Origin of the sequence: Virgibacillus halodenitrificans (assembly GCF_001878675.1) — a bacterium.
Taxonomy (GTDB): domain Bacteria; phylum Bacillota; class Bacilli; order Bacillales; family Amphibacillaceae; genus Virgibacillus_Q; species Virgibacillus_Q halodenitrificans.
Genome location: NZ_CP017962.1, coordinates 3,320,171 through 3,344,917, shown reverse-complemented (window position 1 = coordinate 3,344,917; position 24,747 = coordinate 3,320,171). Strand labels below are relative to the sequence as shown.

Annotated in this window: 19 protein-coding genes; 12 read left to right on the top strand and 7 right to left on the bottom strand. The window is 34.3% G+C overall.

Annotated features, from left to right (window positions below; all coding sequences use genetic code 11):
• Positions 1-49 precede the first annotated feature (49 nt).
• The 7 genes from BME96_RS16630 (at position 50) to BME96_RS16600 (ending at position 11,840) form a co-directional block, all read left to right on the top strand.
• Positions 50-1,573, top strand: a complete 1,524-nt coding sequence (locus tag BME96_RS16630; RefSeq protein WP_071649685.1) for a glycosyltransferase — start codon at positions 50-52, stop codon at positions 1,571-1,573.
• A gap of 240 nt (positions 1,574-1,813) precedes the next feature.
• A complete protein-coding gene (gene galU, locus BME96_RS16625; protein ID WP_071649684.1) occupies positions 1,814-2,716 on the top strand; it encodes a UTP--glucose-1-phosphate uridylyltransferase GalU in 903 nt (300 codons plus the stop codon).
• A 52-nt stretch (positions 2,717-2,768) separates the two neighbouring features.
• Positions 2,769-5,264 (top strand): CDP-glycerol glycerophosphotransferase family protein, encoded by a 2,496-nt coding sequence (locus BME96_RS16620; RefSeq protein ID WP_071649683.1) that lies wholly within the window; start codon positions 2,769-2,771, stop codon positions 5,262-5,264.
• Positions 5,265-5,267: 3 nt separating this feature from the next.
• On the top strand, positions 5,268-8,126 hold the full coding sequence (locus BME96_RS16615) for a CDP-glycerol glycerophosphotransferase family protein (RefSeq protein ID WP_071649682.1): 2,859 nt from the start codon (positions 5,268-5,270) through the stop codon (positions 8,124-8,126).
• A gap of 158 nt (positions 8,127-8,284) precedes the next feature.
• Positions 8,285-9,106 (top strand): ABC transporter permease, encoded by an 822-nt coding sequence (locus tag BME96_RS16610; RefSeq protein ID WP_071649681.1) that lies wholly within the window; start codon positions 8,285-8,287, stop codon positions 9,104-9,106.
• 16 nt (positions 9,107-9,122) lie between these two features.
• Positions 9,123-10,430: a teichoic acids export ABC transporter ATP-binding subunit TagH gene (gene tagH / locus BME96_RS20130; protein ID WP_071650051.1), complete on the top strand. Its 1,308-nt coding sequence runs from the start codon at positions 9,123-9,125 to the stop codon at positions 10,428-10,430.
• Positions 10,431-10,454: 24 nt separating this feature from the next.
• Positions 10,455-11,840 carry an outer membrane protein assembly factor BamB family protein gene (locus BME96_RS16600; protein ID WP_071649680.1) on the top strand — a complete coding sequence of 462 codons (1,386 nt, stop codon included), beginning with the start codon at positions 10,455-10,457 and terminating at the stop codon, positions 11,838-11,840.
• 40 nt (positions 11,841-11,880) lie between these two features.
• Here the strand turns inward: BME96_RS16600 and BME96_RS16595 are convergent, their stop codons facing one another.
• The 6 genes from BME96_RS16595 to BME96_RS16570 are packed head-to-tail and all read right to left on the bottom strand — an operon-like array spanning position 11,881 to position 18,677.
• Positions 11,881-12,597, bottom strand: coding sequence for a glycerophosphodiester phosphodiesterase (locus BME96_RS16595; RefSeq protein ID WP_071649679.1), 717 nt, complete (start codon positions 12,595-12,597; stop codon positions 11,881-11,883).
• Between the two features lie 48 nt (positions 12,598-12,645).
• Entirely contained in the window at positions 12,646-14,058 is a 1,413-nt protein-coding gene (locus tag BME96_RS16590; protein WP_071649678.1) for a lipopolysaccharide biosynthesis protein, read from the bottom strand.
• A complete protein-coding gene (locus tag BME96_RS16585) occupies positions 14,055-15,242 on the bottom strand; it encodes a hypothetical protein (protein WP_071649677.1) in 1,188 nt (395 codons plus the stop codon). Before BME96_RS16585 ends, BME96_RS16590 begins: the two co-directional genes overlap by 4 nt.
• A gap of 18 nt (positions 15,243-15,260) precedes the next feature.
• Positions 15,261-16,343 carry a polysaccharide pyruvyl transferase family protein gene (locus tag BME96_RS16580; protein ID WP_071649676.1) on the bottom strand — a complete coding sequence of 361 codons (1,083 nt, stop codon included), beginning with the start codon at positions 16,341-16,343 and terminating at the stop codon, positions 15,261-15,263.
• A 44-nt stretch (positions 16,344-16,387) separates the two neighbouring features.
• A complete protein-coding gene (locus BME96_RS16575) occupies positions 16,388-17,428 on the bottom strand; it encodes a glycosyltransferase (RefSeq protein ID WP_083547503.1) in 1,041 nt (346 codons plus the stop codon).
• On the bottom strand, positions 17,412-18,677 hold the full coding sequence (locus tag BME96_RS16570) for an O-antigen ligase family protein (RefSeq protein ID WP_071649675.1): 1,266 nt from the start codon (positions 18,675-18,677) through the stop codon (positions 17,412-17,414). The genes BME96_RS16575 and BME96_RS16570 overlap by 17 nt, the downstream gene beginning before the upstream one ends.
• A 768-nt stretch (positions 18,678-19,445) precedes the next feature.
• Here BME96_RS16570 and BME96_RS16565 point away from each other — a divergent pair.
• Both BME96_RS16565 and BME96_RS16560 read left to right on the top strand, forming a co-directional pair.
• Positions 19,446-20,558, top strand: coding sequence for a glycosyltransferase family 4 protein (locus tag BME96_RS16565; RefSeq protein ID WP_071649674.1), 1,113 nt, complete (start codon positions 19,446-19,448; stop codon positions 20,556-20,558).
• A 54-nt stretch (positions 20,559-20,612) separates the two neighbouring features.
• Positions 20,613-21,659: a glycosyltransferase family 4 protein gene (locus tag BME96_RS16560; RefSeq protein WP_071650049.1), complete on the top strand. Its 1,047-nt coding sequence runs from the start codon at positions 20,613-20,615 to the stop codon at positions 21,657-21,659.
• Between the two features lie 74 nt (positions 21,660-21,733).
• Here the strand turns inward: BME96_RS16560 and BME96_RS16555 are convergent, their stop codons facing one another.
• Positions 21,734-22,774, bottom strand: coding sequence for an LCP family protein (locus tag BME96_RS16555; protein ID WP_071649673.1), 1,041 nt, complete (start codon positions 22,772-22,774; stop codon positions 21,734-21,736).
• 206 nt (positions 22,775-22,980) lie between these two features.
• Between BME96_RS16555 and BME96_RS16550 the strand changes: the two genes are divergently transcribed.
• The 3 genes from BME96_RS16550 (at position 22,981) to BME96_RS16540 (ending at position 24,426) form a co-directional block, all read left to right on the top strand.
• Entirely contained in the window at positions 22,981-23,709 is a 729-nt protein-coding gene (locus BME96_RS16550) for a WecB/TagA/CpsF family glycosyltransferase (RefSeq protein ID WP_071649672.1), read from the top strand.
• A 238-nt stretch (positions 23,710-23,947) separates the two neighbouring features.
• Positions 23,948-24,172, top strand: a complete 225-nt coding sequence (locus BME96_RS16545) for a DUF1659 domain-containing protein (protein WP_019378073.1) — start codon at positions 23,948-23,950, stop codon at positions 24,170-24,172.
• A 38-nt stretch (positions 24,173-24,210) separates the two neighbouring features.
• The gene (locus tag BME96_RS16540) at positions 24,211-24,426 is read left to right on the top strand and encodes a DUF2922 domain-containing protein (protein ID WP_019378074.1); all 216 of its coding nucleotides are present in this window, start codon (positions 24,211-24,213) and stop codon (positions 24,424-24,426) included.
• The last annotated feature ends 321 nt before the right edge of the window (positions 24,427-24,747 follow it).

Genomic DNA, 24,747 nt, shown 5'->3' with positions numbered 1-24,747 from the left:
AAATACAATGGTTAGTTATGTTTATAACTCAAAAGAAGGGAAGATAAGAATGTTTAGAAGTAAAAAGCATTTATATGTGATGACATCTTCACTGCCATTTACATATGGGGGAAGAACGAGTTCATTACTGCAAAGATGTAGGATGTTGACAGAAAACAAAACTGGTGTTGAAAGTGTTACTCTGTTAACAAGTAATTATAACCCTGATTACAATTATATTTATCAAGATTATCGAAATAAAGGGACGGTTAATAATAAAATATCCTTCTTAAATTTATATGATTGGCTTAAATGGTCTTCAAAAAAGGGAATTAAAAATAATTACTTAAATTATTTAAAAAAGGAATTTGGAAGTGATTTATTTGAGTTCAAGAAAAAAGAGACAAGTCATGTAACTTTTTATTATGAGAACGGTGTACCCAAATACTATCTTTCTTATAATAAAAATAAGAAAAGAATGGGGCACATAGATGTATTTTTAAACCACCACAATCAGTCCGCTAAAAGACTATACATGAATAAAGATGGAAACATTCACAAAATAAGATATTTTAGAGATGAATACGAAAAGAATGTGGTGAGAGACGTTTTTTTAGATCAGGAAATGAATGCATATTTAACAAGAGAGTATTCGTATAAGGGTGAAACATTAAAAATAGATAGAAATATTTTGTTTCGAAAAAATGGAGAAGCTAAAGTTTTTAAAAATGATAGTGATCTTATTAACTATTGGTTTGAAAACATATTTAAAAATGGAGATAAAGTAATAAATGATGTACGAGTGTTAGATAAGCCATTGCTCCAAGTTAAAAAAAAGATCAAAAGAATTTTTCAGGTGCATGGTCCCCATATATCTGTTCCTAATGATGTCACTTCTGAAACTAAAAAGAGCTTTAAGTATTTATTAGCAAATATAGAATCCAATAATGATATTATAGTTACTTTGACAGAAGCGCAGAAAGAAAACATGATTGCAAAGTATCCTCGTCTAAAAAATAAAATAGTAGTTATACCACATTGTTTTGAAAAAGATAAAGTCAAAATTCAGTACAATAAGGTAATACCTAAGAAAATTTGTGTGGTTTCTAGGCTAGTTCCTCTCAAACGCATAGATCACACTTTAAAAGCTTTTAGTGAATTTCTCAAAGAACGCCCTGAATATAAACTTGATATATATGGGACTGGAGAGGAAGAAGAGCCATTAAAAGAGTTAGTTGCAGAATTAGAAATTAGTAGCAATGTTAATTTTAAAGGCTTTACAGATAAGCCTCATGAAGTTTTTCAAACCTCAGAATTCTTTATCATGACAAGCAGGCTAGAGGGTTTTGGGATGACCGTATTAGAAAGTGTTATTAATGGATGTCCAGTTATAAGTTATGATATTACTTGGGGACCGAGTGAAATAATAAGTAGAAATAATGGTATTTTAGTTGAAAATAATAATATACAAGGACTCAAAAATGCTATGTTAATGCTTGCAGATAATCCTTTAGATAGAAAAAAAGTTGCTCAATTAGAAAATAAATACTTTAAAAAGTCATTTTTAGAGTCTTGGATAAAATTAGTTAATTAGTGAAATTTATAAGAACGGTAAAAGAGTTCTTTACTTTATATACGCTTGTTCATATTTATAAAAGATTAGAGATGTTGAATAAGGCATCTCTAATTTTTATGCAAACTATATAGCTGAATATGTCAAATCCTAGCATAAATTGACTCATTAAATGGAATAATATATTATTGATTTAGTTTATATCTTATATAACGAATTAGATACTAAAATAAGAACACTTTAAATAAAAGGAGTACCGACATGAAAAAAATTAAAAAAGCAATTATTCCAGCTGCAGGCTTAGGTACTAGATTTTTACCTGCTACTAAGGCTATGCCAAAAGAAATGCTACCAATAGTAGATAAGCCTACAATTGAATATATAATCGAAGAAGCGGTATTATCAGGGATTGAGGATATTATTATTGTTACGGGGAAGGGAAAAAGAGCAATAGAAGATCATTTTGATAGCGCACCTGAACTAGAACAAAATCTTATGAATAAAGGCAAGTATGATCTTCTAAAGAAGGTTAATTATTCTTCAGACTTAGCAGATATTCACTATATTCGTCAGAAAGAACCTAAGGGGTTAGGTCATGCAGTTTGGAGTGCAAGGAAATTTATAGGGAATGAACCGTTTGCAGTATTACTAGGAGATGATGTAGTACAAAGTGATGTGCCTTGTTTACAACAATTAATTAATCAATTTGACATTACAAACTCTTCAGTTATAGGGGTTCAAAATGTACCATTAGAAGAGACAAATAGATATGGGATAATTAAACCTAAAAGCAGTATGAATAGACTTAGTAATATTGAAAGTTTAATTGAAAAACCAGAACTTGGCATGGCACCGTCTACACTAGCAATTATGGGAAGGTATATTCTAACTCCTGAAATTTTTGATTTTCTTGATTCTCAAGAATTGGGAGCTGGAGGAGAAATCCAACTTACAGACGCAATTCAAAAATTGAACGAAATTCAAGAAGTTTATGCATTTGACTTTGAAGGCAAGCGTTTTGATGTAGGGGAAAAATTAGGTTATGTAAAAACAACATTAGAGTTCGCTTTACAAAGAGAAGATATGAGGGACGAGCTATACAGATTTATGGAAGAATTATTCTATAAAAGAGAATCCAACTCCTCAAGCTTGAAGAATAAATGATAAAGAATATTAAGGTGTTAAAAAAAGTATTTTTGTATCAAGGAGAAAAAGGATGAAATACAATATAGATCAAAAATCAGTTACTACCAGATTTACAGTCGGGGAAATAAAAGTTAAAAATGTCTATCTTAATGATGAAAATTTGATAATAAAAACAAATACATTTAATCTTCCAAAGGTATTTGACCTTTGTTTATTTAATTATGAAGATAAAAGAATTATTCCAATAAGCTTTTCTTTTGATGTGAAAGAAAATGTAATAATTAACATGGAAGAATTTAGAGTGTTAGAGGAAGATATAAAAGGTGTTTGGCACATTGGATTCAGAAGTTCTTATAAGAATAATGTTATTATAGAAGCCATTTCCTTGGAGGCATGCTACCAAAGTCCAGAAGTTATTATAGATTTATTCAAGTATGAATTAGAAGGGGCTATTTACCATTCGGGTATATATATATCTGCAGATGGCGATTTAATTTACTGCCAGCTTACAGAATTATTATATAAAATAGCTACTAGACAACATATTAAGGAAAATTATGTTATAAATCAAATGATTTTTGAGGATTCATATTGTGAATTCAAATTAGAAGATATAGAGTACTCTCTACAATCGATAAAAAACGTAGTTTTAACTAATAGAAAAACTGATGAAAGAGTTCTTTTAAAAGCTCAATTAATTGATAATAAAATTCGATGTTATTATCCCCCTCTGGAGTTTTCTAATGGGCGATGGGATGTCTCTCTTGAATTATTTCCAGAAAATTTATTTGTAAATGGAAGATTAAGTTTTGATTCTTCGCATGATATTAACAAGAGTATAAAGTACTTTGAACTAGATAGTGAAGATGCCATCTTAGTGTATAGCACAATAAAGAAAAACATAACGCTTTTAAAAGGAAAAAAATATAATGTATTTCGTGAAAAAAATCATGTGAAGTTAGAATTGATAAATTTAAATAAGAAGCGTAATTCTTATAAGCTAACTATTGATGTATCTAATGCATCTAATTTAAAAATAGAAAAAGTTATTTTAAAGCTAAGAAATAAAGAATTAGTGAAGACTATTGAGGTACCAGAGATATTTACTAAAAAAATAAATGATACTCGAAGCCAAGTTATTGCCAACTTTAAAATGGATTGGAAGGAGTATCGTCCTCTTTATTGGGACCCGATGTTAGAAGTAATTGATCAAGATGGGATTAACGAATTAATGAGAATTAATAATACTTCTCATAAATTGAAAATGAAACTTGATGAGGATTACTTCAAATGGTCACTTTTCTCAAAAGATAAGATGTTATATCCCTATCTTACTTTTAATAATAATGTTGCTTTTATTATGAGGGAGAAAGAGAAGCACGAAAACATGATAAACAAGCTTAAAGAAATTTTTGCATATTTTTCTTTTTTATTAACTAGGGGGAAAATATATAAGGATAAGAGTGTGTGGTTAGGTTTTGAGAAATTTTCTCAAACTGCTCAAGACAATGGCTATGCATTTTTTAATTATGTTGATGAAAACAAACTACATGAAAACTTTTATTATATAATTGATAGTACATCTCCTGATTATAAATACATTAAGAATAAAAACCGAAATGTCATTAAGTTTATGTCATTTAAATACTTTTATTTGATTTTTGCCGCCAACCTATTAATTTCTTCAGAAACGAAAAGGCATGCATATAATATACGAGTAAGATCTGGTAAAATAAATCAAACACTTAATAATAAAAAAAGTGTTTTTTTACAACACGGTGTTACTGGTTTAAAGAAATCTGATGTGTTTAAAAAGAAAAAGGGAAGAGGTAATTTTGACTTAGTAATTGCAACCTCTGAACATGAAAAAGATATTATAAGAGAAAATTGGAACTATTCTAATGAAGAAATAGCTGTTACGGGATTTTCAAGATGGGATCTACTTGAAGATAAATCTCAAAACAGAAGTTTGAAAAAAATCTTTGTTATGCCTACTTGGCGATCGTGGATTGAAGGAATGCCTAAGAGCGATTTTAAGCAGTCAGATTATTTTTCTAAATATTATTCTATGTTGAATTCTGAGGAGTTAAATTTCATTTTATCTAAAAATAATTTAGAATTAGTATTTTTCCTTCATCCGAAGTTTAAAGAATATGCAAGTGAGTTTATTGATAATAATAATGGGCTGGACAATATAAAAATTAAAGATTTTCTTGATATAAAAGTAAATGAAGAATTGATGGAAGCTTCTCTTTTAATTAGCGATTATTCTTCAGTTACATGGGATATGTATTATTTAAATAAACCAGTTATTTTCTTTCAATTTGATTATAATAAATATGAGGAATATGAAGGTAGCTACATTGATATGGATAGAGATCTATTTGGTGATCGTGTGGAAAATGTTGAGGAATTATTGCATGAATTAAGGTACTATATAAAGAATGATTTCAACCTAAAACCTCATTTTTCACAGTTAAGGCAGGAGTATTTTAAGTATTTAGATCATAATAATTCAAAAAGAATATTTAATGAAATAAACACAAGATTAGGCTTGGGTGATTAATTAATGTATATTACTGATATTAAAACATATGATAATGAGTCTTTAATATTAATAACAAACGACTTAAGTAATAGAATAAAATTTATTCAAATCAATAATGAATATATTGATTTTTGTATAGATCAAAAAGAAAACACTATTAAAATAAATCATTTACCTTGCTTGGCAAACAACTCTTATTTTACTATGGAGTTTTTCGATGACCAATTAAATAAATTAGAGATTCATCAGAAGGAAAAAGGTAATTATCCTTTTTCCTTTAATAATAAATGCGGTTTTATCACAGAAAGAGAAGAAAAAATTTTAATAAAGTTTGTTGATTATGCTGAGGATATTTTTAATTTAGAAACTTTGCAAGAAATTAAAAGTGTGGTTTCTTTAAAAGATAATGGTAATTTTATTGATATAAAATTGAATGATTATACTAATGAAGAGTTAAATAATATATTTGTAATACTTGAGTTTGATGAAAACGATATTTATTGCATACCTCCAATATTATTTGGCGAAGGGAAAATTATTCTATCAAAAAGTTTTTTAAATAATACTCTATCTTCTATACACCTGCTTGTGAGAAAGAATAAAACAGTGTTTAAAATCACTCAAATTAACAATGAAAATTTGTATAGTAAAGAAGTTATAGATGAAAGTAATACTTTTGGGGTATGGTTTAATGAAGAAGAGATTTTGAAGTCTAATATTTCTAAGATGGAACAATTAGCAGAAAACAGTCTAATTATTAATATTGACAATGTAACAGTGAATGGGCAATTATTTACATTGAATCTTAAAGAAACATGCTGGTCGGCCAATAAAACTCCATGGTTATTAATAAGAAAAAGAAAAGGCACTGAAAGTTGTCTTATTAAAGGCTTATTAATGGAACATTCTATGATGTTTGATATGGGATTTTTAGTGAATATACTTGCCAATAAAAAAGAAAAATGGGATTTATATCTTTTAGGTGAAAAAAATGACTCAATTTTTTCTCTTAAGTTTGTTAGAGAACCTCAAAGTGATAATAACAACAATTTTTTACATTTTTTTAAACATTGTTTTCCTACTGAATCTACTTATAATTTAAACACTGCAATATTGTTGGATGAAGAAGGTTTCTTATTTATTGAGAAAGATAAAATCTCAAATATAATAAAAAGAAATTATAAGATCAAAACTTCCATTAGTCGTTTTTCAATGCATAAGGAAGTTGCCAAGTTTAAAGTCACCCTTACTTCACCACAAACAAAACTGCTAGATTTACACAATATTTACTTAGTTTATAGAAATAAGGATAGCTTTGATTCTGTGCGGGCTGAGATTATAAATATTCGTTATGAAAATGAATTTTGCGAAATACTCTGCAGATTAGATTTATCTCGTGCAAATTTATTTCCATTATATTGGGATATATTTATAGGCATTTCTTTTCCTGGGAATACTGAAAAATTAATTAAAGCGACTAATGTTTCAGAGAAAGTATATCAAAGAGTTGATAATACAATTACTAAATATCAATTAGAGCCTAAGAAAGGTTATGTGATTTATCCTTATATAACAGTTAATAATGACCTTGCATTTGTTTTTAGAGAAAAAGAGTATTTTGAAAACAAATATTACCTTTTCAAAGAGAACGTAGCCTATTTTATATATAGACTTTTTCAAAGTCACTTTTCCAAAAAAGAAATATGGATTGGTTATGAAAAATTAGCGATGTCTGCCCACGAAAGCGGGTATTACTTTTTTGATTATGTTTATAAAAATCATAAACATAAAGAATTTTATTATGTTATTAGAAAAGAATCCCCAGAGGCTAAGAACCTTTCAGATAAAGTTGATAAGGTATTGTATTTTATGTCTTTTAAATACTTTATCTATATGTTTGCGTCAGATTTGTTGATCTCCTCAGATACTAAAAGAAATAGCTATAATCTAAAGCAAAAAAAGAGTATATTAGGAAAAGAATTAGGGAACAAACAATTAGTATATCTACAGCATGGAGTAAATGGTTTAAAAGTTGTTAAGGATTTTTATAAAAAAAGGGGGGTATTCGATTTAGTTATTGCGCCTTCCGAATTTGAAAAAAATATCATTATAAAAGAATGGGGATATAAAGAAAATGAGGTAGTCACTACAGGTTTGGCTAGGTGGGATGTACTAGTAGATAAAACAGACCAAATAAATTATAAACAAATTTTTGTGATGCCCACCTGGAGAACTTGGATGGAAGGAATGAGCAAAGAGGATTTTTTGAATAGTAATTACTACAAATACTATAATGAATTCCTTTCATCAAGTAAGCTTGACAAACTTCTCAAAATAAATAATGTAAAAATAAAGTTTTTCCTCCACCCTAAATTTAAAGAGTATATTGATCTTTTTAATTTTGAGTCTAGCAACATAGAAAAATTTGGTTTTTTAGAAGTTCCTTTAGATGAAATGATAATGAAAAGCTCATTAATGATATCAGATTACTCAAGTGTAATTTGGGAGATGTTTTACTTGAAGAAACCTTGTGTGTTTTATCACTTTGATAAAGACAAGTATTTACAATATGAAGGAACTTATATGGACTTAGATAAAGACTTATTTGGTGATGTGGCACTAAACGCTGACCAACTAGTTAATATTGTAGAATCCTATGTTCTAACTAATTTCAAAGAAAAACCAGAGTACGGAATTTTGAGAGAAAAATATTTTACTTATATGGACCATAATAATTCTGAACGTATATATACAGCTATTGAAGAAAATAAAAAAGCACTTTATAAGAAGAGAAAATTGAGTAAGTGGAAATTCTCGCACATTTTACCGTTCAGAGTCAGAAAAAAAATATTAGATTTAAAAAATAAATTAACGTATTAAGTATAATAAAAAGATAAACCTTGCCTTATTATATAGTAAGGAGAGGTTTATCTATTTTTATTTCACAAATAATGTATGAAAAGCACTTTATTGAGTTTTAATATAATTAATTGTATAATTTAATAACGTAAATTATGGTGTTTTGAAAGGATATACTTATGAAACCAGCTATAACAGTTATTAAAGAACAAATAGAAAACTTTTATTTAATAAGAAGATTATCGCTTTATGAGATAAAAAGTAAAAATAAAAACAACTATTTAGGTATGGCATGGGAAGTTATTAATCCTTCTATTCAAATACTTATTTATTGGTTTGTTTTTGGGACGCTCAGAACAAGAGGAGATATCAACGTAGATGGTAACGAGGTAGAATTCTTCGCATGGCTGCTAGGAGGATTCTTTGTATGGATATTCTTTTACCAATCAACTATTCAGGGTTCTAAATCGATCTTCTCCCGATTGAAAATGTTATCAAAAATGAATTTCCCAATGAGTATTATCCCTAACTATGTTATATTTTCACAGTTTTATGTTCATCTACTTATGCTATTAATTTCTGTGATAATCCTCCAGTTTATGGGGTATTATGCATCTATCTACTATTTTCAGTTAATTTATTATATCTTTGCAGTATTTTGCTTGGTTTTTGCACTTTCTCTTATAACTTCTACGTTATCCACAATTATAAGGGATGTGCATATGCTGTTAAATTCTACTTTAAGGATGATGCTCTATTTATCAGGAGTATTATGGCCTTTAACGTTGCTTAGTGAACATCAAGTTGTTATGGAAATTATGAAGCTAAATCCTCTTTATTACATAGTTGAGGGTTATCGAAATGCGTTATTTGGTACTTCATGGCATTTTATAGATCAATGGCAATATACAATTGTTTTTTGGGCTATTGTAATTCTTTTGTTTATATTTGGTTCTACGCTCCATGTGAAGTTTAGAAAACACTTTATTGACTACTTATAAAATGGTTGGGATAAAAATGGAAAAAGCAATTATTGCTGAAAATATTAGTAAAAAATACAAATTATATAATGGAACAAAGGAACGTATATTAGACTTGTTTTTGCCTAAAAGCATTGGTGAGGATTTTTATGCACTTACAGATGTTAGCTTTGAGGCGAATAAAGGTGATGTTGTAGGTTTTGTGGGAATAAACGGGTCTGGAAAATCAACATTATCCAATATTATCGCTGGTATCGTACCTGCCACTTCAGGTAGTGTTGAAACGAAAGGACAAGCGGCCTTAATTGCCGTTGCTTCAGGACTAAAAGCTGACTTGTCTGGTCGTGATAATATTGAATTAAAACTTTTAATGTTAGGTTTCTCAAAAGAGGAAATCAAGAATTTGGAACCTTCTATAATTGAATTCTCAGAATTAGGTAAATTTATTGATCAACCTGTAAAATCCTATTCCAGTGGAATGAAGTCGAGACTGGGATTTGCAATATCTGTGAATGTTGACCCGGATATATTAATTATTGATGAGGCATTATCCGTAGGGGATAAAGCATTTGCTGGTAAAAGCTTTGATAAGATGATGGAATTTAAAGAACAAGGAAAAACAATGATTTTTGTAAGTCATTCTATCGGGCAGATGAAAAAATTTTGCGGGAAAATTTTATGGTTAGAATTCGGTAGGGTTAAAGAGTATGGCCCAGTTGATGAGGTCATGCCTCGTTATGAAAACTTTTTGGCAAAATGGGAGAAAATGAATAAAGAAGAAAGAGAAGAATATCGTGAAAAAATTATAAGTGGCGAAGATCTGTTTGATGATTGGGATAATAATGCAGAAGTAGAAGTAATGGAAGATGAAGATATTCATCTTGAACAATTAGTAAGTCTACTCGGTCACATTAAGGGTGGTAATACTCTGATTTATTCAACCCCTTTTAATGAAAATGTGGCACGTTCTTCAGAACCTTACAAAAATAGTGTGTATTTTATAAAGAAACAAATTGAAGTAAATAATAATACATATTATTTACTTAGTGAAAGTCCAAGTGCTGAAAAAGAAACAGTTGGATGGATGAAAAAATCTGATCTTTCCTTACATTTGCATTTAGTAATTGATGAGGATATAAAATCTTTTAAATTAAATGGAAGAGGTTCAGCATATACCAAACCGTGGGGCGGTAAAGATGACTTGGTATTTGGAGACTTAAGGCAATTTGAAGGAGAAAACATTTCAATTGACCGTACAGAAAAAGTAGGTCAAAACGTATGGTATAGAGGAGAGTTAAAAAGTAAAAAGATTTGGATGCATAGTAATTGCCTTGTAGAAAAATAATTTAACTTTATTAGGAGTGATAAAATGAAGAATAGAAGCGCCTTTATTGTGGTTTTTATTCTGATTATGTTAAGTCCAACTTTAACTTTTGCTGATGATGAAGAGTTTGGTCCCGAAGAGTGGACACAATACCGCATGAATAGTGACAAAAATGCTTTTTTTAACAACAATAGCCAACCGCTAACTGAAAAGACATTTAAGACAGCAGATGAAGTAAGAGCCACACCTGTCGTGGTAGGAAATAGCCTCTTTATAGGTAATCACAACTCGGGAGATTTATTTGCATTTAATGTTAAAACAGGCGAGAAATTATGGCAGAATAAGGCCCCAAACTGGATCCATTCAGAAATGATATACCAAGATGGAAAAGTATTTGTGGGATTTGGGAATAGATTCTTTCAGGATAATGGGATAAGAGGTACAGAAGAAAGTGGTGTTTTGGCATTAGATGCTAAAAGTGGAGAGATCATTTGGAAATATAATACAGATGGAGAAGTCATGCCAACTCCTGCCCTTTACGAGGGTTCATTATACATAGCGACAGGCGACCGTAACTTATATAAACTTGACCCTAATTCTGGAGAATTGTTACATAAAGCTGAAATAGGCTCAACTGCAAGCATGTCTTCACCTAATATTACTGAAGGTATGTTATATGTTGGAGGGAGTGGTCCAAAACCATACACCCTCTCCTCTTACGATTTGACTTCCGATGAATTTAAATGGCAAATCGAATTTCCTGATGTTTTTGCAGGATTAGATGATGTCCCACCAGCAGTCTCTGAAAACCTAGTGGTAACGACAGCGTTGGTTGGCAATAGTGATAACCCGGAACATAAAATATATGCGATGGATGTAGACTCTGGAGATATTGTATGGGAAGATAGCTTTGGAGTTGGAGAATTTGTAAGAAATAATAAATCTGGAGCTCCAATAATTTACGAGGGAAAAGTATTTGTTGGAAGTCCTATAACTAAAACGTTTTATGCGTATGATCTAAAGTCTGGTGAGAAAATTTGGGAGTTTAAGAATGAAATTATGAAGGCTCCTCCTGTTGCACAAGATGGTATTGTTTATTTTAGTAATACAAAAGGGTATGTCTATGCATTGGATATGGAAACTGGTGAAAAAATAGGTGAAAAAAAGTTAAATGGAAAATTAGCTCCTTCTGGTCCTATCATTATTAATGATACAATGTTTATTGGTAGTCAGGATTCAAATGTTTATGCGTTTCCGTTAAGTGAATTTTCTAGTAGCGGAGAAGAGAATGGAGAAGTTGCTGCTGCAGAAAAGACACCTTCAAAAGATCCGGATGAGAAATCAAGTATAGGAAATTATGTAATCTTCGTTTTATTGATAATAATGTTGGTTGGAATTGCACTTATGTTGAAAAAACGTAAAAAAGTGTGAAAAAAGGCTACCTATTTGGTAGCCTTTCCTGCTTCCTATTCTAACCTCTTCCAAACACTCCCGAATTATTAGAAAACACTCCATCCACTCCATATTCGACCAGTTTCTCATAATGCTCTTCATTATTTACCGTATAAGGAAAGACCTTATACCCAAAAGATTTACATTGTTCGACAAGCTCTCGGTCTGTATATACTTGATTAGGGTGAATGCTTGTTACGACAAGGCCGCTTTGCTTGGCATATTTCCAAGGCTGTAAAATTCGATAATAGAACAGCATACCGATGGGCATGGAAGGTACTATATCCTGAACATTCTTTAAGGCCATATGATCAAAGGATGAAATAATTACATCATGGAAGCGATTATGATCCGACAGACATTGAATGAGAATCTCCTCAATCCCTTCATAAATAACAGGGATGTTTTTTATTTCAATATTTATAAGGAGATCATTTGGGCAGATTTCCAACACTTCCGAAAGCGTAGCAAGTGTTGTCCCTTCATATTCCTGAAACGAACCACTTACATCAATTTCTTTTATTTCAGCTAATGTCATGTCTTTAATTCGTTTTGTTGATTGCTTGTTAAAACGAGTCAATTTATGATCATGACAAACAATTAACTGTTGATCTTTTGTTAACTGGACATCGAGTTCAATTGCTTTTGCGCCATGGTCGATGGCTTTTTGAAAAGCTGGTAATGTGTTCTCAGGTGCTTCTGTTAAGGAACCGCGATGTGCAAAATTAAGTACCAAATAATCATCTCCTGCTTATAACATTTTTTATAGCATAACACACTTATTTTAAGTCTTGTAATCAAACCATTTCCTTCTACCTTTCCTCCATAATAGATGAAGCAGACGATAGTTATATGCGAACAATAGACATATACCTCCAGCAATACTTATTAACAATACGAGGGTTGATGCGGAAAATGATAGAATTGTAGCCCCTATAATAAAAAAACTTAAGATAATAAAATCCGCTCTTCGTATCACTATATTGAAATAGTGCTTAGCAGCATAGACACGAAACACCCACATCACCAAAAAGGCTATCATCGTTGAGACAGCCACCGCATATAATCCCCAATACTTAATAAATAGTACATTAATAAGTACATTCACACCTGCACCAGCTATAGAGGTCAGAAAGATCGCCTTTGTTTTCTTTGCACCATGGAAGCCGGCTCCCCAAAATTGGCAGAGTGCGCTGAATAGTGCACCTATGAGTAATATACCGGTATACTTCCATGCATCATGGAACGCCTCTCCGATAAAGATATCAATTAATGGTTTTGCTAATAAGATAATCAGAACTACAGATGTGGCCATTAGTCGGAAGAAGTGTTGAAAGACGCTCGAATAATACGTATTTTTCTCAGCGGAATCATAGCTAAGTATTGCGTGGTCCTTCCAGGCAAGTGAGAAAATGGTGTTCACCATTACCAGGAGAGCAGGTATCTTATTTGCCACGGCATACAGTCCATTTGCTTCTATCCCTAAGAACGCAATAATAAAGTATCTGTCAGAAAGATTCATCACCCACCAGCTGACCGCTCCCGGAATAATAGGGAGGGCATATATGAAAAAGTCCCCCAACAATTCCTTAGAATAGGTGTGAAAGGAAATATACTTGTGAAAATCCATGGCGATCCATACGACAAAAATAACAACAACCGAAGCAAGAATGGCAGAGTAAAAGAAAGCCTCCACACGCAATTCAAACACGAAAATGAGGAGGATAATAGCCATCGCTGTTACTGCTGATTGAATAATTCCCATGGATGCAAACAGCTTATTGTACCCTAGCCCTCTGGCACATTGCTGTAAAAAACTGCTTAAAATCATCGTATGCAAAAGAAATAATGCTGTCCACCCGTAGGGAATCGGATAAATAATAAGTATAATTGCAGTTAATGCTGTAAAAACTAACAAGTTTCTAATAATCACAGCAAGCCCAGTCGTGATTATTTTTACCTTTTCTTCTTCCATTTTCTCGACAATTAGCCATCTGTATACAGCTGCTGTCAGTTCAAACGTAATGAAGGGTGCAAGTAGGGTTGTGGTTGTGAGGACGACATCCCACAATCCGTATTCTTCTGTTGTAAAGTAACGGGTATACAATGGGAGAAGTAGAAATGTCAGCAGCTTAGATCCAAGATTTGCGACCCCGTATAATATTGTGTCTTTTATAAGCGTTCGCTTCTCTGTCATGATCCTTCCTTCCTCATGTTCTTTTTCTTTAACATTTTTCTTCCAGATTGTTTTAAAGAATGCATGGAACGTAAAAGTGGTGCACGAAAATAAGCAGCTGTGGGTATTTCGATCCCACGCACCCTCAGTTCTTTAATAATTTCAGCAGCATAATCATCATGGTGCATTGTTGCTAAGACTTCAGCAAGGTAGGCAGTCCGCGCGTTCTTGTATTTTGAAAGATCAAATACTTCTTTATAAAACTCAAGCTTCCCAGTCGCTTCTAATGTTAGCTGTGTCCGCAGACATTTTGGACAAACAGAGCAGTTTGCAGCATTACTTGTACATACGTTGAGATGCCGATATGTAGGCTCATAATTAGTAATTGCTTCGGTTTTTTCAAATCGAGAAAAAGCAGAGCCTGCAGAGAAGAAGTCCAGTGACTCTGTTGATAGCATATTCAGACTTAAAATATCATAGGAAGCGCCAATGGTCGGACTTAATTCAAAATCCTTAAACTGTCTTCCGGAAGAATAGTAGTAATAGCGAAATAAACCTTGTAACACAAGGATAGCTGCAGCGTTACGAATCGTATGTGTTGGGACATAATCCATTTGTAAAATCTCACTAATATTGGAATCAATCTCAATGAGGGGAAGCTGAACCTCCTCTGCAAATGGCTTTACAAGTTCCAGTCGTTTTTGAAAAAGCGTCCTGGTCGCATCCCCACCAAAATCCCCATGTGAGCCAACATTATGATAGACAAAGTGGGTTAACCGGAAACTTTCCGGACAAGTGGAATGATGGTGTTCATATATAGTGAAAAAAGAATCGACACCGCCTGAAAAACCGGTTCCTACGCCATTTGCTTGCTCTACCTGAGAGCTGTCCAGCTCCTTAGGAAAAAGATTAATTTCTTTTAGATGTGGCATAGCAAGATGTAATGCTTTTATAAGGTAGTTTGTTAATGTATAGTAAAGCCTTTCAGAAATAGGACAATTTATTTTAATATCCCATCCGTTTTTCATTGCCAACAGTAAAAGCCCTACAAGAAAAGCATCTCCTCTATCTTCTAAAAGGTAAGCACTGTAGGTATTGGGGACTGAAAACCAAAGCTCCTTGTTACCGGCTTCCGTTTCAAAAGTAGCTTGGATACGGACGTGGTCATTTGTTTTAATAAGTGTTGGCGGGTGAATAGTCAGCATGGGATACACCTCTTTCTGCTAATCTTGTAAAAATATATCTAATTTTTCAAACTGCTTTTCTGCATGCTTGATCTGTGCCAAAATAGCTAATGGAGCTTGGTCCTTCATTCGAAAAACAGATTCCGGTGTTACTCTTTCTATCTGGTCCACCGTACTATAGCTGGCCTCGAAGCCAACATCTTGCATCACGTGAATCATTTTCTGACTGTATGTAATAGGAAAAACAGGCTTTTGAAGCAACCACCCCAGAACCATCGCATGAAAACGAGACGCTACTATCATATCTGCTTGAGAGAGTAGCTGAAGCATTTTTTCCGGATCTTCCTCATAAAGATGAGCTGTTACCTTATTTGTCATAGAAACGGGTATATAGGAATTGATTTTTTTCGTTGCTTCATGATCCTCTTCATATGCGCAAAAAGCCAATAGCTGCACATGATAATCCTGCCTAATAAAGTATGCTGCAATCTCACTTATTTTTTTGTAGTACGTATCGTCAAGGCCAATGAGGTGCTTTCGGATGGATGGTTTAATGGCGGAAATAGCAACACTTTTTCTATTTGCTGCTTGCACATTCTGCGGTATTTGCAACGTAAATACAACATCTGGTGCTATTCTGACGTTAGGAAGCTCCTTAAATAACTCGAAGGAGGGGGTGTCTCGAAAGCAAATATCCGCATAGCTTTCAAAAAGCTTGCGATGCTGCAAATAGAATTCTATATCCGTATATGGCCCAAAGTTTGCTCCTAAGAGATAAAAAGGTGTATCTTTCAGCTGCATAGCCTTCAGCTTCTCTAATTCCTGTTTCCAATTAGCTGATTGAATAAATAAAGAACCACCTATATAAACAACTGCATCATATCTTTTACCAGACAAACCTCTCCATAAGGACCACTTTCTTGAAATAAGATTGCTTACCCGTCGAAATAAAGAGTCATTCGCTATTACAGTTAGATTCGTCATTTGAGCAAATGTTTTTTTATAGCTTCTCGGTGCATATAGAGTAAATTGTACGTGAGGATATCTCTCACAAATAATCTTAATAAACAAGTCATCCCCAAAATTGGAAAAGGCATATGCATATAGACGAACGTTCTTCAATTTTTTTCACTCCCTACCTTTAGGATGACTATTTTAGCTAGACCTTAGACATCTCTCAGCAGTTTTTTTAACTGAGAAAACAAAGGTGTATGTCGCAGCTTGTTCTTTACCTGAAATAAGAGGTAAAGAGCCATGATACTTTGCTTCCTCACTAGCATGCGAATAAGCTGATCTTGGAGGGAAGCTTTGTAATAAAGATTTTGGTCTAAGACTATTTCGCGAAGCAGGCTCTTCATTTTTTTTATTTTTTCCATGGGGTTTAAATGATTTTGATTATGAAACAAATGATCAAGACTGTTAATTATGGATTGGAGTGAAACTTGTTCCATGTAATAATAATTCGCCCCATCATTACACTGGTGCTTCTCCAAAAAAAGATTCACTTGTTCTAATAGATGCTTCTGTTGCTTCCAAAAATTTGCTAGATAAGACGATGTAAGGGAATGCTCTTGATGAATGCAATACTTGTAAAGAGCCTCTGGCAATATGTCGATGGTAGAACATGTGGCGATATAATCTAAATTAAATAAAAGATCCTCACCCATCGTTAAACCTTCTTTAAAAGTAATTCCGTGCTTCATTATGTTCTCTAGCCTGTACAATTTATTGCAAGGGGAAGGCAGAATAATTTCTTTAAATAATAAGCCAATATGCTGTCGGAAATCCTCAAATTTGTAGTTGCCTGTTAAGGAGGGGAAGTATTCCGTTTGTCCATAAGGTGAAAGGCTTTGATAACCACAAATAACGAGATTCCCTTTTGCTGCCATGACCAATTTCTCTGTCATGACATGATGGATTGTGTCATCCGCATCCACAAATTGCACGTATTTCCCTGTAGCTACTTGAATTCCTCGATTGCGGGCAGCAGAAGGGCCGGAATTTGGTTGGTGGATGACCTGTATGTGTTTGTATGCAGTGGCATAACTATCGCAAATCTTCCCGCTTTCATCTGTAGAGCCATCATTAACTAGGATGATTTCCAGCTCCTGATAGGATTGGTGCAGGATGCTATCAAGGCAGGCCTCTAATTTTTTCTCCGCATTATATACCGGTACGATAATACTTACCTTACCCTTCATATTCATACACGCCCCCAAGAGCAAGAAATAGTAATGCAATATAGCTCATCACAGATGGAGCAAATAATACATGTCCTGCCAGAAAGGAAATGCCTCCACATAATAGGAGAATGAGAAGAAGATTCCCTTTTGCTGTCATCGAGTTGGAAGGATGCTTTACTGTGTGCCAGATGATCATAAAGACGGGGAGTAGCAATAACACAGATCCGATATATCCAAAGCTGAAAAATAAATCAAAGAAATCCATCTCAATAATCTTTGGCTGTTTTTCATAATCCCCTGCATAGCCAAGTCCGAATAACTGGCGTGGTAGTTCAGCATCTTGAAAATCTGCTTTTATAGAATCCAAATAAATAGGTCTGGAGCTTAACACATTGACCACTTTCGGATGCATATAAATAGCTGATGTATCTGTTGGAATGACAACTGGCTGTCTTTGCTGTTGATGTTCCATGCTATTTGGTCTGGAATCAGAGGTTGCCGGGGTAAAAGGCAACAAAGTAAAAAACAAAACAATAACTAAAAGATAAGCAGTCACCGATGGATGCTTCCATATACGCATACGTGTTTTCCAAAGCAGAAGAACGGTATGTCCAAGGACAATTATTAACCCGCCCAAAAATGCTGTCTTCGTCCCAATCATGGGAATCATGCTTATGATTAATAAAAACGATAGCCATGCCAGCAGGTCATTGGTGTAAGTAAGTGTTGAAACAATAATTCCGAGCAAAATAAGTACAATAACACTTAATTCATTAGCTGCGAAAAACCAGCCGGAATAGCCGGAATTAGCATTTACATAGCTGGAGATACTTGTATCTGTGAAGATAGCTAACCAAAAACTAAAACCAATGAGACAGCTTGCGATCATCGTTGCCTTTATAATGAGTTTATTTCCCCATGGTTTTTTCTGAAATAGACTCAAAATAAAATAGGTGATGACAAGAAAGTAACTCACCTTTAATAAGAAGTTAAACTCTGTAACAAAAACAAAGTTAGCTTTCGATGTAAAATTAATAACAAACATGATAGCAACAGCCAAAAAAGAACCTGCATAGGCAATGAAATAAGTCTTGTTGTTCTTGAAAAATGTATTAGCTATATAAAAAAATAAACCAAGCATTAGAATTGTGCGAAACAAAGCACCAATCGACAAAGGTAGGTCCATTGTCAGCGGTGTAAGCAAATCAAGAATGGGTTGAATAATGATTAAAAAGAATAATATTTTATTTTGCTTTATAAATTGTAAGGTCATTGTAATGCATCACTTTCTTCGATAAAGATATAGTAGTTACAAGATAATTATCCAGGCTGACTTTAAAGCAACATAGAATAGATTCTATTGCAGATGGTGAAGCAAGTGGATTGACCCATTGATTTCCGCTGTAGGGGGACGCTTTCACACCTCCGGGTACAAACGCGACATCTGCTCGTTACCTCGCAGTGTCTTTTTTGCCGCCGGCATGGCTTCAGCCGCTTCCTCCGCTACGCTACGTCCAGGGTCTTCAGCTCATGCTATTCCGGCAGGAGTCGCCATCTTCCATTCCAATCAATTTATATCTGCTTTAAAATTTTAAATGCCGAGTAGGCTTTTCACTTGTACTTGAAGATGTTAAGCAAGCTTTTTCCATTTAATACTAAAGCCATTTATTGCTAAAAAAGTAAAATTAAGCGGAGGAAAATACGGAGACTTCTGGGGGAGATGAGGCCTCGGTGAGACCCCGGAATGCGTTAGCATGAGGAGGCTCATCAGCCGCCCCCGAAAAGCGCAGTATTTTCCGTAGCGATGTGTAACAAGATTAACTACTTTAATGAGTTTTTCATAATTAGTTTAGACATAAAAATTTTACCAATTTAACGAATCGTTGACCCCACCAAATCATCAAAAACCAGCATAAAGCTTCCTGAAAAGCTACTCCACCTAGTATGGACAGGATTTCTTGGATTCAACCATCTTCCTTATAAATTCGCTCCTCTTTGGTTATATTAATGTACTAATAAAGCGACCGGAGGACCGATAAAAATGAAGGTGCTACATTTAAATGCTGGAAATGAGACAGGTGGAGGCATGCATCATATTCTTGGACTCATGAAACGACTCGATAAGGAACAATTTATTCTCGGAGTGATGGAAAAAGGTGAGTTGTTTCAGCGAGCAAAAGCTGCAGGAATCAATACCGTACATTTTGGATGTTCCAATAAATTAAGCATACCTCTTGTACGAAAGCTAAAAGTCTTTATGATGGAAGAAAATATTAATTTTCTGCACACCCATGGACCACGTGCAAATGTATATGCAAGCATTCTGAAGAAGCTAGTTCCCTTTCATTGGGTTGTAACTGTCCACAGTAATCCATTGCTTGACTTTATGGGAAAGGGTATTTATGGCAAGCTACTTTCCCATGTGAATATTCGTGCAATGAAACAGGCTGATAAATTAATTGCGATATCGGATCCATTCAAAACCTGTCTTATTGAATCAGGTATTTCGGAAGCGAAAATAACAACCGAATTGAATGGGATTGATTTTAAACAAAAGCATCAGGGACCAGTTTATGCTAAGGCAGATTTCGGCATTCCGGAGGACGACTTTCTCATCTTAATGGTGGCGAGACTGGATCCGGTAAAAGGACATGCCATTGCTTTTAAAGCTTTTGCTCAGCTGCTAGCAGCATGTAACACATGCCATCTATTGGTAGTAGGAGATGGGGCCTTATTTGATAAATTGAAAAGAGATGCAGCAGTCCAGGGATTAGAAAAAAACATTCATTTTTTGGGACATAGAAATGATATAGACAGCCTATATAAAATGGCAGATGTTACGTTGCTAACATCCCTTAGCGAAAGTTTTCCATTGGTCCTTCTTGAGTCTGCTCGTGTACAGACCCCGATTATCGCCACAGATGTCGGTGGAGTAAGCCAGCTTATAACTGATAAATCTCTTGGTTGGAAGGTTTCACCAGGCGATGCCTCGGAGGTGGCATTGGCATTAAAGGAAGCATTTAATTTCTACAGAAAGGGTATGCTACCTTTAATGGGAGAAAAGTTATATTCTCATGCATCTTCTAAATTTACGTTGGAGAAATTTGCCGAAAACGTTTATAATGTATACTTAGGAATGAAAAATGTTAATTGAGTGTAAATTATAAACAGATTTCTCTGGGAAAATGAGGTGGGCTAAGTGATTAAAATCGTGATTTTAGCCTTTTTAACCACGTTAATTTCATTAATAATAACTCCGATAGTAATAAAATATGCGAAAAAATTAAATGCAACAGATAAGCCAAATTATCGAAAAGTGCACAAAGACCCTATCCCTACTTTGGGCGGGCTTGCCATTTTTATGAGCTTTCTCATTGGCCTGGTCATTCTTCAACCGGTTAGTGAATATCATTTAGCCATTGTTATTGGCGGATTTATTATGATTATTCTTGGATTTTTTGATGACTTGTTTGATCTATCACCAAAGGTAAAATTTCTTACTCAAATTCTTGCTGCTTCGCTTGTTGTATTCTGGGGCGGATTGCAAGTAGAATTTATTAACTTGCCATTTGGCGGGCAGATTGAATTTGGTTTTTTAAGCTCCGTAATAACCATCATTTGGATTGCAGGAGTAACGAATGCGATTAATTTTATTGATGGGCTCGACGGACTGGCAGCAGGCGTTTCTTCTATTGCCTTAATGACGATAGCTGTGATGGCAATTATTATGGGCAATGTATATGTAGCAACAATGGCGCTAATCCTATTCTTTAGTACGATGGGCTTTTTGCGGTATAATTTTAATCCTGCGAAGATATTTATGGGTGATACTGGAGCCTTGTTTTTAGGATTTATGATTTCGGTTTTGGCATTGCTTGGTTTTAAAAATGTAACCATTATTTCGTTCATTATCCCAATTTTTATATTAGGGGTTCCAATATCGGATACGTTAATTGCGATGGTGAGAAGGTATATTAATAAACAACCATTATCAAGTCCTGACAGCTCTCATCTGCACCATCGGCTGGTGAAATTCGGGCTGACGCATAAACAGACTGTATTATTTATATATGCATTGAGTGCTATGTTTAGTTTGGCGGCCATTTTATTCTCCATGACCACTGTGTGGGGATCCATTCTAATCTTTACCATTGCCATGCTGGCAGTACAGGCACTAATCGAAAATTTAGAGCTAATTAACAGTGAATATAAACCATTGACTAATCTGCTGAAAGGGATGAGACAAAAGCCATAGCTTTGTTTTAGACCGTAGAGTAAAATAGAAGCAAAAAAGAGCAGCTGCCTTTGTGGGCAGCTGCTCTAGTTTATTTAGTTGGAACTTTGATCGCCTTCCGCATTACTCGTTGGTTCTGAAGCCATACTGGATGATGAGATGTCTAAATGCTGTTGCAATGTTTGTCTTGTTTCATTAAGTGCAACTTCATCCAATTGCCAGTAATACGTCTTACCAGGCTGATAATCGTTCCCCTCTAAGGTAATGGTTTCAAAGTCTAAATTCTTACCTTTCGTTCCATAAGAGATAAAGCTTTTCATTTCACTGAAGGACATATCGGTTTTCATATTGTCACCAACAGCTTCAATGATATTATCATATTTTAGAATGGAATTTAGAGACACAGCTTTGTTAATAATTGCTTCAATAATAGCCTGTTGTCTTTTTCCGCGTTCAATATCATTATCAAGTTTTCTTGTTCTGGCAAGTGCAAGAGCTTCTTCACCATCAAGCTGTTGCTCTCCCGGTAATAGATGTATTGCTCCAGCCTTGTCTTTGGAATTTTGTTCACGAAGCTCGTAAGGTACATCAACTGTCACGCCATCAACTGCATCTACAACATCAATAAATGCCTCGAAATTCACTTTCACATAATAGTCAATTGGAATTTCAAGCAGATTCTCTACTGTTTCAATTGTAGCGTCTTCTCCGCCGTATGCATGAGCATGATTGATCTTTGTTTTGTAACCTACTTCAGGTATATATACATAGGAATCACGTGGGATACTAACAAGTTTTACACTTTTATCATCTTTATTCAATGTTGCTACCATTAAGGTATCTGTTCTTGAACTATCAGCATTTTTCCTTACATTACTGGCATCAACACCCATGATCAAAACAGAAACATTATCTACCTTTGGATCGACTGCACTTTCCCTGAGCTCCGATTTTTCCCTGCCATCCTTATCGTAAGCATCGGAAAATACGCTGTCTGCTTTAATATATAGATAGGATGCATAGGAAATCACTCCAAGAAATGCTACAATAACAGGGATAAGAATAAAATAGGCTCTCTTTCTCAGCCTTCTTTTCTTTCTCCTCACAATACGAGAATGTGTATCTTTATTCGACATAGTTTTTCTCCTCAATAAGTAAAATAGAAATATTTTTTTGTAAATGGTATTATATCCCTAAATACCACTAGTAAAATTTATGTTAAGTTAAAGTAAAGCTAACCTTAATTTTACTATGAATAGGTGTATTCGTAAATACTATATTTATTACAATTACGTAAGAAGAAGATTACGGAAGCAGGACAAAATGAGAGGTAGCCTAGGATATGAGAGATAATGAAACAGTAAAAATAATGGATGTTAATTTTTTGAATTGCAGTAAAAAAGAGTTTCTACATGATTATTTAGTCCCTGACTTAAAAAATAATCGACAAAAAATGATTGTTACTGCTAATCCTGAAATTGTTATGCGTGTAAGGGAAGACAATAATTACAAGCAAATTGTAAACAAAGCAGATTACGTAATACCAGATGGAGCAGGTATTATCATCGCATCAAGAATTCTGAAACAACCATTAAAAGAGAGAGTTGCTGGTTATGAATTAATGATTGATATGCTGGAATTCGCGGGTGAACATGGGTATAGCTGTTATTTTCTTGGTGCAAAGAAAGATGTGAATGAAAAAGCAGTTTTGGAAGCAAAGAAAAGATTCCCCAATTTAAAAGTTGCAGGACAGCATCATGGCTTCTTTGATATAGAGGATGAGGAGTTTGCCAAGAAAATAGCTGAAGCAGAACCAGACATAATTTTTGTAGCACTTGGCTTGCCGCGTCAAGAGCAATGGATCAACCGACATCGAGATAAATTTTCCAATGGTATATTCATGGGAATTGGCGGGAGTTTTGACGTGCTGGCTGGTGAGGTTAAACGTGCACCTCAGACCTGGATTAATCTGAATTTGGAATGGCTCTACCGACTATTACAGCAACCGTTTCGATTTAAACGCATTTTGAAAGTATTTGAGTTTATGATAAGAGTGATTATTAGAAAGTAGAAGGAAGTCCAGCATCTGGTAAAGATGTTGGACTTTTTTCGTTTAGGCAACAAAAAGTAACAAGTTCAATTTCGGTGTCCACGCAGTCTTAAGGAAAAGCTTAATTTTCCCTGTTGAAAGTTTATTCACATGGGAAAGAAATTATCAATAACTACAAGTAAATTAAATTAAAAATAAACATCCATGCCCCCTTTTGCTCACCACATACGATTATAGTTGTGAAAGGGAGGTGAGACACATGGCAGTAGCAGAATTAATGAAATCCTCATTACAGCTGGTATTTGTTAATGGCACGGACTTGGAAACTGGAAAATCGCTTTATAAGTCAAAAACTTTTAACAATGTTAAAACAGCCGCAACAGCAGATCAGCTATACGCTATAGCTGAGGCAATTTCCGGATTGCAGGAGCTTCCACTTTACATGGTTCATCGTAAAGATAGCACCGATATCCATCAGGGATAGTTGATCCAGCTTAAATTTAATAGAAAGGAGGTCAGGAAATGAAAAGATTAGAACTCAAATTCGATAACTATGATGGTAAGGTCGTAACATATACGATTGATAACCCAAAAGAACCAGTTGATCCAGCTGCTGTTAACGCGGCAATGGATGAGATCATCACACAAAATGCATTCACATCCGGCGGTGGCGATTTAATCGCTAAAAAAAGTGCTCGCCTTGTTGAACAGACAATTGAAGATGTAGAGATTCTGTAAATAGAAGGGCAACCGCTAAATTAAATAAACGTTTGATCAAGAAACAGGACCAGCGGCCAGGCCACTGGTCCTGTTTATATATGGGGAAGGGGTTAGGAGCAGCGGCCGAGACAACGAGGCTCCTCTCCGCGACAAGTAGAGTTGCACCCGAGACAGCGAGGCGCGTCACCGCGACAGGAAGAGCAGCACCCGAGACAGCGAGGCGCGTCACCGCGACAGGAAGAGCAGCAACCGAGATAGCGAGGCGCGTCACCGCGTCAGAAAGAGCAACACCCGAGACAGCGAGGCGCCTCACCGCGACAAGAAGAGCTACACCAGAGA

Coding starts and splice junctions, on each gene's coding strand:
- BME96_RS16540 (WP_019378074.1), top strand. CDS start 24,211: ATGAAAAGATTAGAACTCAAATTCGATAACTATGATGGTAAGGTCGTA.
- BME96_RS16610 (WP_071649681.1), top strand. CDS start 8,285: ATGAAACCAGCTATAACAGTTATTAAAGAACAAATAGAAAACTTTTAT.
- BME96_RS16600 (WP_071649680.1), top strand. CDS start 10,455: ATGAAGAATAGAAGCGCCTTTATTGTGGTTTTTATTCTGATTATGTTA.
- BME96_RS16565 (WP_071649674.1), top strand. CDS start 19,446: ATGAAGGTGCTACATTTAAATGCTGGAAATGAGACAGGTGGAGGCATG.
- BME96_RS16620 (WP_071649683.1), top strand. CDS start 2,769: ATGAAATACAATATAGATCAAAAATCAGTTACTACCAGATTTACAGTC.
- BME96_RS16630 (WP_071649685.1), top strand. CDS start 50: ATGTTTAGAAGTAAAAAGCATTTATATGTGATGACATCTTCACTGCCA.
- galU (WP_071649684.1), top strand. CDS start 1,814: ATGAAAAAAATTAAAAAAGCAATTATTCCAGCTGCAGGCTTAGGTACT.
- BME96_RS16545 (WP_019378073.1), top strand. CDS start 23,948: ATGGCAGTAGCAGAATTAATGAAATCCTCATTACAGCTGGTATTTGTT.
- BME96_RS16575 (WP_083547503.1), bottom strand. CDS start 17,428: ATGAATATGAAGGGTAAGGTAAGTATTATCGTACCGGTATATAATGCG.
- BME96_RS16585 (WP_071649677.1), bottom strand. CDS start 15,242: ATGCTGACTATTCACCCGCCAACACTTATTAAAACAAATGACCACGTC.
- BME96_RS16590 (WP_071649678.1), bottom strand. CDS start 14,058: ATGACAGAGAAGCGAACGCTTATAAAAGACACAATATTATACGGGGTC.
- BME96_RS16615 (WP_071649682.1), top strand. CDS start 5,268: ATGTATATTACTGATATTAAAACATATGATAATGAGTCTTTAATATTA.
- BME96_RS16555 (WP_071649673.1), bottom strand. CDS start 22,774: ATGTCGAATAAAGATACACATTCTCGTATTGTGAGGAGAAAGAAAAGA.
- BME96_RS16570 (WP_071649675.1), bottom strand. CDS start 18,677: ATGACCTTACAATTTATAAAGCAAAATAAAATATTATTCTTTTTAATC.
- BME96_RS16550 (WP_071649672.1), top strand. CDS start 22,981: ATGAGAGATAATGAAACAGTAAAAATAATGGATGTTAATTTTTTGAAT.
- tagH (WP_071650051.1), top strand. CDS start 9,123: ATGGAAAAAGCAATTATTGCTGAAAATATTAGTAAAAAATACAAATTA.